At 49.1% G+C, this 13,484-nt stretch carries 13 protein-coding genes and 1 tRNA gene; all 14 read left to right on the top strand.

Annotation, left to right across the window (positions count from 1 at the left end):
* The first annotated feature begins 69 nt into the window (after window positions 1-69).
* The gene (locus NQ502_RS02610) at window positions 70-675 is read left to right on the top strand and encodes a sugar O-acetyltransferase (protein WP_028529179.1); all 606 of its coding nucleotides are present in this window, start codon (window positions 70-72) and stop codon (window positions 673-675) included.
* Entirely contained in the window at window positions 672-1,469 is a 798-nt protein-coding gene (locus NQ502_RS02605; protein ID WP_028529178.1) for a class I SAM-dependent methyltransferase, read from the top strand. Before NQ502_RS02610 ends, NQ502_RS02605 begins: the two co-directional genes overlap by 4 nt.
* A gap of 160 nt (window positions 1,470-1,629) precedes the next feature.
* Window positions 1,630-3,870 carry a heavy metal translocating P-type ATPase gene (locus NQ502_RS02600; protein WP_028529177.1) on the top strand — a complete coding sequence of 747 codons (2,241 nt, stop codon included), beginning with the start codon at window positions 1,630-1,632 and terminating at the stop codon, window positions 3,868-3,870.
* Window positions 3,871-3,887: 17 nt separating this feature from the next.
* Complete coding sequence (locus NQ502_RS02595) at window positions 3,888-4,190, top strand: metal-sensing transcriptional repressor (protein WP_028529176.1); 303 nt, start codon at window positions 3,888-3,890, stop codon at window positions 4,188-4,190.
* A gap of 12 nt (window positions 4,191-4,202) precedes the next feature.
* On the top strand, window positions 4,203-4,406 hold the full coding sequence (locus tag NQ502_RS02590) for a heavy-metal-associated domain-containing protein (protein ID WP_341349420.1): 204 nt from the start codon (window positions 4,203-4,205) through the stop codon (window positions 4,404-4,406).
* 29 nt (window positions 4,407-4,435) lie between these two features.
* Window positions 4,436-5,566, top strand: coding sequence for a Gfo/Idh/MocA family protein (locus NQ502_RS02585; RefSeq protein ID WP_028529174.1), 1,131 nt, complete (start codon window positions 4,436-4,438; stop codon window positions 5,564-5,566).
* A gap of 267 nt (window positions 5,567-5,833) precedes the next feature.
* The gene (locus NQ502_RS02580; RefSeq protein ID WP_028529173.1) at window positions 5,834-7,678 is read left to right on the top strand and encodes an NAD(P)-binding protein; all 1,845 of its coding nucleotides are present in this window, start codon (window positions 5,834-5,836) and stop codon (window positions 7,676-7,678) included.
* Window positions 7,672-9,423, top strand: coding sequence for a [FeFe] hydrogenase, group A (locus NQ502_RS02575; RefSeq protein WP_028529172.1), 1,752 nt, complete (start codon window positions 7,672-7,674; stop codon window positions 9,421-9,423). Before NQ502_RS02580 ends, NQ502_RS02575 begins: the two co-directional genes overlap by 7 nt.
* A 68-nt stretch (window positions 9,424-9,491) precedes the next feature.
* Window positions 9,492-10,085: an HAD family hydrolase gene (locus NQ502_RS02570; protein WP_028529171.1), complete on the top strand. Its 594-nt coding sequence runs from the start codon at window positions 9,492-9,494 to the stop codon at window positions 10,083-10,085.
* A gap of 127 nt (window positions 10,086-10,212) precedes the next feature.
* Window positions 10,213-10,284: transfer RNA gene (locus NQ502_RS02565), tRNA-Glu, on the top strand.
* A gap of 94 nt (window positions 10,285-10,378) precedes the next feature.
* Window positions 10,379-10,852 (top strand): LURP-one-related/scramblase family protein, encoded by a 474-nt coding sequence (locus NQ502_RS02560; RefSeq protein ID WP_028529170.1) that lies wholly within the window; start codon window positions 10,379-10,381, stop codon window positions 10,850-10,852.
* Window positions 10,853-10,931: 79 nt separating this feature from the next.
* Window positions 10,932-11,573: a TetR/AcrR family transcriptional regulator gene (locus NQ502_RS02555; RefSeq protein ID WP_028529169.1), complete on the top strand. Its 642-nt coding sequence runs from the start codon at window positions 10,932-10,934 to the stop codon at window positions 11,571-11,573.
* A 78-nt stretch (window positions 11,574-11,651) separates the two neighbouring features.
* Window positions 11,652-12,599 carry a daunorubicin resistance protein DrrA family ABC transporter ATP-binding protein gene (locus NQ502_RS02550; RefSeq protein ID WP_028529168.1) on the top strand — a complete coding sequence of 316 codons (948 nt, stop codon included), beginning with the start codon at window positions 11,652-11,654 and terminating at the stop codon, window positions 12,597-12,599.
* Window positions 12,596-13,375 (top strand): ABC transporter permease, encoded by a 780-nt coding sequence (locus NQ502_RS02545; RefSeq protein WP_044983355.1) that lies wholly within the window; start codon window positions 12,596-12,598, stop codon window positions 13,373-13,375. Before NQ502_RS02550 ends, NQ502_RS02545 begins: the two co-directional genes overlap by 4 nt.
* The last annotated feature ends 109 nt before the right edge of the window (window positions 13,376-13,484 follow it).

The raw sequence follows: 13,484 nt of genomic DNA, 5'->3' as shown, positions 1-13,484 counted from the left end.
AAGATATATCGACAGAAGATTCTTTTTGTATGCCGCATCAAGATATAACCAACAATAACGGAGGATGCCATGACAGAGCAGGAAAAAGCAGCAGCAGGTCTTTTGTACGATGCCAATAACGACGAAGAAATACTGGCGAAGAGGATCAGGTGTAAAGATCTCTGCTTTCAATATAATCAGACATTGCCATCCGAGACTGAAAAGGGACATCAGATCATGTCGCAGATACTGGGACGGATTTCCGGAGATTATACGATCCTGGCTCCTTTCTGGTGTGACATGGGAGAAAACATCGAGATCGGTGAGAATTTTTATGCCAATCACAACTGTGTGATTCTGGACGGGGCGAAAGTGACGTTTGGGGACAATGTATTTATTGCGCCAAACTGCTGCTTCTCCACTGCAAGCCATGCGCTGGATGTGGAGCAGAGAAACCGCGGGCTGGAGATTGCCTGGCCCATCACGGTCGGAGATAACGTCTGGTTTGGAGCAGGTGTCACGGTGCTTCCCGGGGTAACGATCGGACAGGATTCCATCATCGGGGCGGGCAGTGTGGTAAACAGGGATATTCCCGCAGGAGTCATTGCAGTCGGAAATCCCTGCAGAGTACTGAGAAAAATAACGCCGGAAGATGCGCTGAAATACAGGCAGACCAGAACAGGAGAAAATGTATGATTAAAAACAACAACATCGACCATGGAAAAGGATTCGACTGGGGGCGTGCCTCATCGGATTATGCAAAGTACCGCGATATCTATCCGCCTAAATTATATCAGAAGCTTCTGGATATGAATCTGTGTACGAAAGGACAGAATGTCCTGGATCTCGGGACGGGAACCGGAGTGCTTCCGCGTAATCTGTACGCATACGGCGCGTCATTTACCGGCACGGATATTTCAGAAAATCAGATTGGGCAGGCAAAGAAACTGGCAGAACAGGAGGGAATGAATATTGATTTTTTCTGTATGCCCGCCGAAGCCAGTGATTTTCCGGAAGGGTCGTTTGATGTGATCACTGCGTGCCAGTGCTTTTTCTATTTTAACCATGCCAAGCTCGCATCGAAGCTGCACCGGCTGTTGAAAAAAAGGGGGAGATTTGCCTTGATCTACATGGCATGGCTGCCGTTCGAAGATGCAGTCGCGGGCAAGAGCGAAGAACTGGTCCTGAAATATAACCCCGAGTGGACCGGCTGTCGGGAGACGAGACATCCGATCGAGATACCGGACGTTTATTCCAGATATTTTGAGCGGGAGAGCGAAGAGATCTTTGATGTAAAAGTGCCGTTTACAAGGGAGAGCTGGAATGGACGCATGAAAGCCTGCCGCGGGATAGGAGCCTCGCTGCCGGAAGAACAGATAGAGCAGTTTGACAGAGAACACATGGCTTTGCTGGAACAGATCGCGCCGCATGAATTTTCGATTTTGCATTATACTGCAATCAGCGTGCTGAGGGCAAAACAGGCGGAGTGAGAGGATAGGAACCTGTAAAAAGGTGGAATGAGAAGAATTTGAATACTCATTCCACCTTTTTGGCGTGTTCATGTATAAAAAAATTTATATTGACATATACCATGGGTGGGTATATGATTATATCATAAGATACCCCTTGGGGGTATGCGGAGGTGAAGATATGAAAGAAGAAATATATGAAATTTCAGGGATGACATGCGCTTCCTGCAGCAGCGCGGTGGAACGTGTCACGCGAAAACTGGAAGGCGTGAAGGAGAGCAATGTAAATCTGGCGACAAACCGTATGACTATCGTCTATGATGATACTCTGCTGAAACCCGAGGATATTATGGAACGTGTGGAACGGGCTGGTTTTGGAGCCAGCCTTGAACACAAGAAAGAGAAAGAAGAGCTGAAAAAAGAAAAAGAGGAGGCTGCAGAGAGCCTGCATGCCATCAGAAGGAGGCTGATAACGGCGATCGCGCTGGCGATTCCGCTGCTCTACATTTCCATGGGCCATATGATCCCTGTGGATCTGCCGCTTCCTGAATTTCTGCACATGCACATGCATCCTCTTAACTTTGCATTGGCACAGCTGCTGCTGACTACCGTTATCCTGATCTGCGGACGAAAATTTTATATCGTTGGATTTAAGACGCTTTTCAGAGGGCATCCGAATATGGATTCCCTTGTGGCGATCGGAACCGGAAGCGCATACCTCTACAGCATCGTTATGACAGTTTCCATCCCATCCAATCACAGCGCGGTGGAAAATCTGTACTACGAATCGGCAGCCGTCGTGGTCACGCTGGTGATGCTGGGCAAATACCTGGAGAGCAGGAGCAAGGGCAAGACCTCGGAGGCGATCGAAAAACTGATGGCACTTGCACCGGATGTGGCAGTAGTGATCAGGGACGGGAAAGAAGAAGAGGTACCCGTGGAGACAGTGCAAAAGGGGGAAACGATTCTTGTAAAACCGGGCAGCAAGGTGCCGCTCGACGGGGAGATCATACAGGGGATGACGAGTGTCGATGAGTCCATGCTGACCGGGGAGAGTATTCCGGTGGAAAAAGCAAAGGGAGATGAAGTGATCGGGGGAAGCATGAATTACCAGGGAAGTATCCAGATACGTGTCACACATACGGGGAGTGACACGACCCTGGCGAGGATCATTAAACTGATGGAAGACGCGCAGGGCAAAAAAGCGCCGATTTCGAAGCTGGCTGACACCGTTGCAGGGTACTTTGTACCGGCAGTGCTGGCGATAGCTGTGATTGCGGCGATCATATGGGCGCTGACGGGGCACTCTGTTACATTCGTGCTGACCGTATTTGTATCCGTACTCGTGATCGCCTGCCCGTGTGCATTAGGTCTTGCAACGCCGACAGCCATCATGGTTGGGACCGGAAAAGGTGCCAGCTATGGAATTCTGGTAAAAAGCGGCGAGGCGCTTGAGATGATGCATAAGGTGGATGCCGTTGTTCTGGATAAGACCGGGACGATTACAAAAGGGAAACCACAGGTGGTCGAAATCATAACGAAAGATATGGAGGAAGATGAAATGCTCACCATTGCCGCCTCCTGTGAGCAGGCATCCGAACATCCGCTGGCACTGGCGATCGTAGAGGAAGGGAAAAAGCGCAATCTGAATCTGACGCACCCGGAATATTTCGAAAGCCTGACAGGAAGGGGACTCAAGGCAGAACTTGGAGGAGAGACAGTATATATCGGCAATGCCAGAATGGCGGAGGAGCTTCAGATAACGCTGGGCGAACTGAAAGAGAAGGCAGACGATATTGCAGATAAGGGTCAGACGCCGATGTATGTGATCGCAGAGGACCGTTTGTGCGGTATCATCAGCGTTGCGGATACCATGAAGGAGAGCAGCCCGAAGGCTGTTTCGGACCTGAGAGGGATCGGACTCACCGTGTATATGCTGACCGGAGATAACAGACGGACGGCGGAATATATTGGGGAACAGGCAGGAGTCAGTGAAGTTATCGCTGAAGTTCTGCCGCAGGATAAAGTTTCTGTCGTGGAGGGACTGCAAAAACAGGGAAAACGTGTTATGATGGTAGGAGATGGTATTAACGACGCGCCGGTCCTTGCGCAGGCAGATGTTGGGGCAGCGATCGGGAGCGGAAGTGATATTGCCATGGAATCCAGCGACATCGTGCTGATGAAATCGGATCTTGAGGATGTGTACCGCGCAATCAGGCTGAGCCGTGCGACGATCCGCAACATTAAAGAGAATCTCTTCTGGGCGTTTATCTTTAACAGCCTTGGTATTCCGGTTGCGGCGGGCGTCTTATATGCATTCGGGGGGCCGCTTTTGAATCCTATTTTTGCGGGGCTTGCGATGTCCTTTAGTTCCGTGTTCGTTGTGACCAACGCACTTCGGCTGAAGCGGCTGAAATTGTAAAACGGAGGATTAGGATATTGTCAGAACAGGATTGCTGCAGCTGCAAAAAGAAAGAGCGCAGTGAGCAGGAGCATAAAGATCTGATCTCGCGCCTGAACCGGATTGAAGGGCAGGTGCGGGGCGTGAAAAATATGGTAGAGGAAGACCGGTACTGTATCGATATTCTGACACAGGTATCGGCGATACAGTCGGCGCTGAACAGCTTCAACAGACTGCTGCTGTCCAGCCACATCAAGACGTGTGTGGTGGAGGATATCCGCAATGGCAGCGATGAGGTGGTCGACGAATTGTGTGCAGCAATACAAAAATTAATGAAATAAAAGGAGATAAGAATGATGAGAGTATTGAAAGCAGAAGACATGCACTGTGAGAAATGTGTGGAGAGAATCACAAAATCCATGACCGCGGCAGGACTGGACTTTAAAGTGTCTCTGGCGGATAAGACGGTGACGATCGACGGATGCGACAACTGTGTGGCAAAGGCGAAGGAAATCCTGGATGATCTCGGATTTGACGCGGAAGAAGTAACTGAATAAACAAACATATGAAACGGGGGACATCAGACATGGAAAAACTGACATTTGGAATGATTGGGGGAGGAAAGGGTTCCTTTATCGCAGATCTTCATCTGAAGGGGGCGCTTTTTGACAACCTGGGAACACTGGCTGCCGGCTGTTTCTCAAGAAATTACCAGAAGTCACTGGATTTCGGTGAGTCAATGGGGATTCAGGAAGAAAGAATCTATACGACATACCAGGAGATGGCGAAAGAAGAGGGAAAACGGGAAGATAAGATTGATTTTGTAATCATCGCAGCTCCGAATAATGTCCATTATGAGTGCGCGAAAGCATTTCTGGAGAACGGGATCCATGTTGTCTGTGACAAACCGCTGACGCATTATTCCTGGGAGGCGGAAGAGTTAAAACGGATTGCAGAAGGTAAAGATCTGCTCTTCGGTGTGACTTATGTATACAGCATGTACCCGGGACCGCGTTTTATGCGGGAGATGATCACACAGGGAAAGATCGGGAAAATCCGTCTGGTCAATGCCGAGTACCTGACAGACAATCTGGCAGTCAGTAATGATGAGCTGGGAGGAAACATGGCGTGGAGAATTGACCCGAAAGTAGCGGGCAGATCCACCTGTGTCGGTGATATCGGCGTGCATGCGCAGCAGCTGATCGCTTCCGTAACCGGGCTTTGTATGGACGAAATCTGGGCGGATATGAATGTTATCGGAGAAGACCGGGTGCTGGATACGAATGCGAACGTTATCGTCCGCTACAAGGGAGGAGCGAAAGGACAGATCTGGTGCTCCAACGTAGTGGTTGGAAACAATAACAACCTCAATATCGCTGTTTACGGTGAAAAGGGCTGCCTTCGCTGGTTCCAGGAAGACCCTGATGTAGTGATCTTCGGGGAGCTGGGAGGTAAAGAGACACGGTACCGGATGGGTACAAGTTTCCGCAGCATTGGCTCCAGTGAAATCTACCGCCTCCCTGCGGGAGTCGGTGAGGGTTACTATGAGGCATTTGCCAATGTGTACCGGGAATTTATGAAGGCTTTGCTGAGCAAAAAGAACGGCAACGCGTATGAAATCAGCTATCCCGATATCTGCCATGGGATTGAGAGCATCAAATTTGTTGAGGCATGTCTGGAGTCCAATGAGAACAGTCAGTGGGTAAAAATGAAATAGTTTGCTGTGAGTCGAAAGAGTCTGTGGATACATAAAATGAAGTGTCCGCGGGCTCTTTTTGTTCGAAATTTCAAAAGTTTGTAAGATTCTTATAAAATAAAGAAAATGAATAAATATTCTGAAATATATTGCTTGGTGAGAAAGAATATTATATAATAGCCTTAGTGAAAGATATGTCAAAGTACGGTCATAAAAAGAAAAAATACACTGGATGGAGCAGAATCAGCCGGTTCCGTCTGAGAGAGAAAAAGAAAGGGTGTGAATAGTTTGAGCAGACTCATGATTGTAACAAAAAGTGCTGCACAGACAACAGTTGAGGGGCTTTACAGGGAACTGGAACGAAGAATTGTTGCCAGTCCTCCCGGACTGTGTCCTGTGGATATGGCACTGGTGTTTCTGAAGATGTGCCATGCGCAGACATGTGGAAAATGTGTTCCCTGCCGTATAGGACTGGGGCAGCTTGGCATGCTGCTGGAACAGGTGCTGGATGGAGAGGCGAGTATGGATGATATTCCGCTGATTGAGAAGACGGCGCGTACCATCATGGACACAGCTGACTGTGCGATCGGATATACGGCCGCAGAGATGGTGGTGAAAGGAATTTCCGGATTCCGGGATGATTACGAGGAGCATATCCGCCACGGGAAATGTCTTGCATCACTGGAGCAGCCGGTGCCGTGCGTGGCGCTGTGCCCGGCCAGGGTTGACATACCGGGATATATCGCACTTGTCGCGGAGGGGAGACATGCGGATGCGGTACGCCTGATCAGAAAGGATAATCCCTTCCCTACAGCCTGTGCATTTGTCTGCGAGCATCCGTGTGAGGCGAGATGCCGCAGAAATATGGTAGATACTTCCATCAATATCAGAGGAATCAAACTTGCGGCGGTTGACAATGCGGGGCACGTACCTGCACCGGAATGTGCCGAATCTACCGGCAAAAAAGTGGCGATCATCGGCGGAGGACCGAGTGGTTTGAGTGCAGCGTATTACCTGCAGCTGATGGGGCATCAGACGACGGTATTTGAAATGCACAGACATTTGGGAGGAATGCTGTACTACGGAATTCCGAGCTATCGCCTGCCGAGAGAACGGCTGGATGAGGATATCAATACCATTCTGTCCACCGGAGTTGAAGTAAAGCTTGGGACATTTGTCGGAGATGGTGAGGATCAGGTGTCCATCAGCGATCTGAGAGAGATGTACGACGCCGTATACATATCGATCGGGGCACATACCGATAAAAAGGTAGGACTGGAAGGCGAGGATGCCGAAGGCGTAATCTCTGCCGTAGAAATGCTGGGAACGCTGGCTGACGGCGGCAGCATGGATTTCACAGGAAAACGTGTAGTTGTGATCGGGGGCGGAAATGTAGCAATGGATGTGACTCGTTCCGCGATCCGGCTGGGAGCAAAGACCGTTACCGTCGTCTACCGCCGGAGACAGGTTGATATGACGGCTCTTCCGGAGGAAGTGCGGAGCGCCGTTGCAGAGGGAGCGCAGATCATGGAGCTGCATGCGCCTGTCCGCATTGATACGGATGCAGATGATAAGGTGACAGCCCTGGTCGCACAGCCGAAGCTGATCGGCTTGATCGGTAAAGATGGGCGTCCGAAACCGTCCAGGAGTGAAAAACCGGAAGTCAGCATTCCGTGTGATGTGGTTATCGTGGCGATTGGTCAGGGGATTGAAACCGATCATTTTGAAGAGCGGGGAATTGCGATCAAGCACGGTGTCATTGCTGCAGAGAGCTGGAGTGCAGTTGAGAACGCTCCGGGTGTATTTGCGGGAGGCGACTGTGTGACAGGACCTGCGACGGCGATTCGGGCTATCGCGGCCGGTAAAGTAGCTGCCGCGAATATCGACTCTTATCTGGGCTATGACCATACCATCTCTACGGATGTGGAAATACCGGCGCCTAAGACGAAGGATTATTTCCCATGCGGCAGAATCAATGTCAGGGAAAGAGAACCCGCGGAGAGAAAACGCGATTTTGAGGAAGTGGAGTGCAGCCTGACACAGGAGGAGATCCGCCAGGAATCAGCCAGATGCCTGCGGTGCGATCACTTTGGGTTCGGCATTCTGAAAGGGGGCAGGGAGACCAGATGGTAACGATTACGATCAATGGAAAAAAGATGCAGGTGGAAGAGGGGACGACGATACTAAAGGCGGCGGCAGCTGCAGGAATGCCGGTTCCGAGTCTCTGCTACCTGAAAGAGATCAATGAGATCGGCGCTTGCCGCGTCTGTGTAGTCGAGGTGAAAGGAGTGGCCAGGCTGGTCACCGCGTGCAACAACCTCGTGCAGAATGGCATGGAGATTTTAACTAATTCACCGCGTGTGCGCCAGGCGCGCAGAACAAATGTTGAGCTGATTCTGTCACAGCACAACAGTTCCTGTACTAGCTGTGTGCGGGGAGGCAACTGCTCACTGCAGAGGATCGCAAATGACCTTGGTATCTATGCGTCGGAATATACGAAGGTGATACCGAAAAAACACTGGCCGGTCAGTTTCCCTCTGATCAGGGATTCTTCCCGCTGTATCAAATGCATGCGCTGTCTGCAGATCTGTGACAAAGTGCAGGATCTGCACGTCTGGGACATTGCGAAAACAGGTTCCCGCGCAACGGTAGGCGTTTCCCACAATCTGCAGATTACGGAAGCGGACTGTGCGATCTGCGGGCAATGCCTGACGCACTGTCCGACCGGTGCTTTGAGGGAGCGGGATGATACGCTGAAACTGCTTTCCGCACAGGGCGCGTTTGCGGATCCGGAAAAGGTGACGATCGTACAGGTAGCGCCTGCAGTGCGGGCGGCATGGGGCGAAGAGCTCGGCCTTACGCGTGAGGAGGCGACGCCGAAGCGGCTGGTCGCAGCATTAAAAGCTTTAGGGTTTGACTATGTTTTTGATACGGATTTTGGAGCCGATCTGACGATCATGGAGGAGGGAAGCGAATTCCTGGAACGTCTGAATCACAGAGATGACTACAAGTTCCCGATGTTTACCTCCTGCTGCCCGGGCTGGGTCAGATTCCTGAAGTCTCAGTATCCGGAGATGACCGGCCAGCTCTCAACGGCGAAATCTCCGCATCAGATGCAGGGGGCGGTGACGAAGACGTATATTGCTGAGAAATTTGGGATTGATGCAGACCGGATCTTTAATATTTCGATCATGCCGTGCATCGCCAAGAAACAGGAGGCGGAAATCCCGAACATCAATGACAGCGGACATGGAAGAGATGTGGATCTGGTGCTGACAACGAGAGAGATCGCCCGCATGATCCGGGCTGATCATCTGGATGTGAAGAACCTTGCGGAGGAAGAATTTGACGATCCGTTCGGCACTGGCAGCGGCGCCGGAGTGATCTTCGGGGCGACCGGCGGCGTGATGGAGGCTGCACTCAGGAGCTGTTACTATCTGGTGACGGGCAAAAACCCGTATCCGGACGCATTCTACATGGTGCGCGGGATGGAAGGCTGGAAGGAAGCCTGCTTTGATATCAATGGAATCACTCTTCATGTGGCGGTCGTGAGCGGACTCGGAAATGCAAGGAAGCTGATCCGTGCAATTCAAAATGGAGAAGTGCAGTACGATTTTGTGGAAGTCATGGCCTGTCCCGGCGGTTGCGTGGGCGGCGGCGGGCAGCCGATCCACGATGGTGAAGAGCTGGCAGAGGAGCGGGGTGAGAACCTGTATTTCCTCGACCGGTCGAACGATCTGAGGTTTTCACACGAGAATCCGAAGATCCTGCAGATTTATGAGGAGTTTCTGGAGAAGCCGCTTTCTCACATGGCTCATGAACTGCTGCATACCGATCATCATGGATGGAAGATGCCGGGGGAAGAGAAGACAGAATAATCAGAGAATTGACGGATCCGGTGCGGGCAGATGCGCCTGCGCCGGATCTGTAAAATCAGGAGACGAGAATGATCAGAAATATAATCTTTGATATGGGAAATGTGCTGCTGAATTATGATCCCAGACTTCCGCTTGAAAAGTTTGCAGAGACGGAGGCGGACAGAGCAGTCATTTTAAAAGAGCTGTTTGAGGGTCCGGAGTGGACAGAAGGTGACCTGGGATATATTACGGTGGAAGGAAAGTTTGAGAGGATAAAAACACGGGTGCCGGAAAGGCTGCATGGGGCGCTTAAGGACTGTGTCTGCCGGTGGCACGAGACCATGGAGCCGGTTGCGGGTGCGCAGGAATTTGTAAAGTATGTACAGGAGAAGGGCTACCAGACCTACATTCTCTCCAACGCCAGCACGGAATTTTACCTTTATTTTCCAAGGTGCTATGATGTGGCATCGTTTCGGGGCGTCGTCGTCTCTGCAGATATCCATATGATCAAACCGGATGCAGGAATCTACCGGTATCTTCTGGAAACTTACGGTCTTATCCCGGAGGAATCCCTGTTCATAGACGATCGTCCGGAAAACATTGAGGCCGCTCGGGAACTGGGAATCAAAGGAGTTGTCTTTGACGGCGATTTTGATGGAATCGAGAAGAAATTTCATCTGTGATCATTCCACAAAAAGTTCCCAAAATAAACGGGTTAGAAAATTTCCTGGATAAAAAATGAAAAAAATTGAAAAAAGTACTTGCAAAATATCGGAAAGTGCGATATTATAATTGAGCACGTTGCAGTAAGGTCTGTTGGTCAAGCGGTTAAGACGCCGCCCTCTCACGGCGGAAACAGGGGTTCGATTCCCCTACAGACTGTTATCATTTGAATCCATGTACAGCGCACCGACAGGGACGCTTGTATGTGGATTTTTTTCTGTATTCAGATAAGAGCACAAAGGAGCAGCGAATTATGAAATTATTGATAAAACAAAGAGTTTTCTCCTGGACGGATTCCTATGATGTGTACGATGAAGACGGGGATGCGAAATATTTTGTAAAAGCGGAGTTTTTTGCACTGGGGCATCAGCTGCATGTATATGACCGTGATCAGAATGAGATCGGTATGGTCAAAGAGAAGCTGATGACATTGATGCCGGCCTTCGAGATTGAAATCGCTGGGAATGCCTGCGGAAGAATCGAAAAGAAGTTTACCCTGTTCAGTCCGAAGTATGAGATAGATTGCAACGGCTGGCACGTGGAGGGGGATTTCATGGGCTGGGAATACGATGTCTATTCAGAATGCAGTCCGGTGATACATATTTCAAAGGAATTGTTTCAGTGGGGCGACACCTATGTGCTTGATTTCGCTGATCCGGCAGATGAGCTGATGGGACTTCTGCTGGTGATTGCCATTGATGCGGCCAACTGTACGCAGAATGGATGAAGATTCAGATGTTGACCGGAGAATCGTTTTATGATATCCTTATATACATACAAATGTATGTATATAAGGAGGTCTTTTGTTGGCTAGAAACAAATATCCCGAAATCACGGAGCAGCGTATATTAGACACGGCAACGAGGCTGTTTCTTGAAAAAGGATGGGAAGAAACGACGATTCAGGATATTATAGATGAGCTCGGGGATTTAACCAGAGGAGCTTTTTATCATCATTATAAATCAAAAGATGAGATAATTGATGCAGTTACTACCCGTATGTTTAACAAAGACGACATGTTTGATACGGTGAAAAAAGAAAAAGGTTTAAATGGGTTCGAAAAATTGAAAAAGATTTTGCAGTTATCTGTGATAAATGAAGAACAACTTGAATTTGCAAAATCACTCCCCTCGGTTTTCAGCAGCCACATATTCGTCAGTAAGCAGCTGCGGGACTGTATTCATTCTGTGGCACCAAAACTGAACTGCTTTTTCAAAGAAGGTTTGAATGATGGATCCATTACGGTAGAATACCCGGAACAGGTTTCTGAGACATTTACCATTCTTATGACATTATGGTTTAATCCGATCCTGTTTCCTGTCACAAAAGGAGAATACTTGAGGAAGTATGACTATCTTAAGTATCTGTTGGATCATATAGGATTACCGATTTTTGATGATGAGCTGCGTAAGAAGGCTGAAAAAGCCTTTGATGATATTCTGATTTGAGAATACTGCCTTACGGCAGTTTCTTAATAACAATATACATACATTTGAATGTATTTATATAAAGGAGGAATGGTTTTCATGGATAAGAGCCAGGTTGTCATTTCGGTAAATTCCCTTGAGAAGTCGTATCAGGGTTCCAAAGTGCTGAGGGGAATTCATTTTACGGTAACAAAAGGCAGTATCTTTGCCCTTCTGGGATCAAACGGGGCAGGAAAAACTACCACGGTCAGAATACTTTCTACATTGATCAAACCTGACGGCGGGAGCGCTGCTGTCTGCGGCTATGATGTCATCCGCGAGAGTCATAAGGTGCGGGAATGTATCAGTCTGACCGGTCAGTATGCTGCGGTAGATGAGCTTTTAACAGGCAGGGAGAATCTGCGTATCATCGGTGCGTTACACCATCTGAGGGACCGAAATAAAAGAGCCGATGAGCTTTTAGATGCTTTCCGGCTGACTGACGCTGCCGATCGCCGGGTCTCAACGTATTCGGGAGGGATGAGACGAAGGCTTGATCTGGCAATGAGCATGCTGGGAAATCCTCAGGTCATATTCTTAGACGAACCAAGCACAGGGCTGGATCCTCAAAGCCGCCTGTCCATGTGGAGAATGATCAGATCCCTGGCTGAATCCGGTGTCACAATTTTCCTGACGACACAATATCTGGAGGAAGCGGAACAGCTTGCCGACCACATTGCCATCTTAAATGACGGTGTCATAGCAGCAGAGGGGACACCGGATACCTTAAAAGAAAATCTTTCTCAGGGTGTGGTGGAACTCACGTTTTATGATGATAATGGGAGGACGCGCGCATTGGAACTTTTAAAAGAATATCAGATGATTCCTGATAAGAATATACCTACAGTCAATATTATAACTGACGGCAGTGTAAAGCAGCTGGCTGATATTATGAACAGATTGAATCATGCTGATATTTTACTCTCTGGATTTACACAAAAGCGGCCTACGCTTCAGGAGGTCTTTCTTTTACTGGTGGGTGAAAATGAGGGAGGAGGATATCAATGAGGATCGGGGAGAAAATTGTATGTCTGGCACAGGATTCCATGACAATGTCTGAGCGTTGTATTCTTCTGTCACTGCACAATCCTGATGCATTTCTTACGGGAATCGGCACCCCCATACTTATGATGCTGCTGTTTGTCTGTGTCCTTGGAGGCGCAATGAAAACAGGCAGTGCGAATTATGTGGACTACCTGGTACCGGGCATCATTCTGCAGTGTATCGGACAATGCGGATGTACGACAGCTGTCAGTGTAAATAATGATCTGAAAGGGGGAATGGTTGACCGCTTCCGCTCTATGCCTGTTGCAGCATCATCAGTACTGGCAGGACATATGTTTGCAGCCATGGTACGCAATATCATAACTGCGGTCCTGGTATTTGGCATGGCGTTTCTTATCGGATTCAGACCGTCGGCGGGTGGCACACAGTGGCTCATAGTGGCTGGAATATTACTTTTATTTATGGCGGCAATGACCTGGATTTCAATGATACTGGGTCTTATCGCAGGCGGTGCCGAGAGTGCAAATGGTATCTCAGCCGTTATTATGTTTCTGCCGTATCTCAGTTCCGGGTTTGCCCCGACAGAAACAATGCCTGCTGCACTGCGTGTTTTTGCAGAAAAACAGCCTATGACTCCGATCATTGAAACGATACGCTCACTCTTAATGAACGCAGAGCTTGATGCCCACTTTTTACCCGCCGTTCTATGGTGCGTCGGTTTACTTATCACGGCTCATGCCGGGGCTGTGATGATTTATAAGAAAAAAACAAAAAAATAAAGGCATAAAACCGGGACGATCCGCCGTATCATAAAAGCGGACGTCCCTTTTTGCGGCTGAATTCCATTTTTCTTTGCGCAAACCCCGAAAGTTATGATATACTACTGCA

Origin of the sequence: Ruminococcus gauvreauii, assembly GCF_025151995.1 — a bacterium.
GTDB classification, from domain to species: Bacteria; Bacillota; Clostridia; order Lachnospirales; family Lachnospiraceae; genus Ruminococcus_G; species Ruminococcus_G gauvreauii.
Note: the sequence above shows the minus strand (reverse complement) of the source record. Positions and strands in the feature narration are given on the sequence as shown.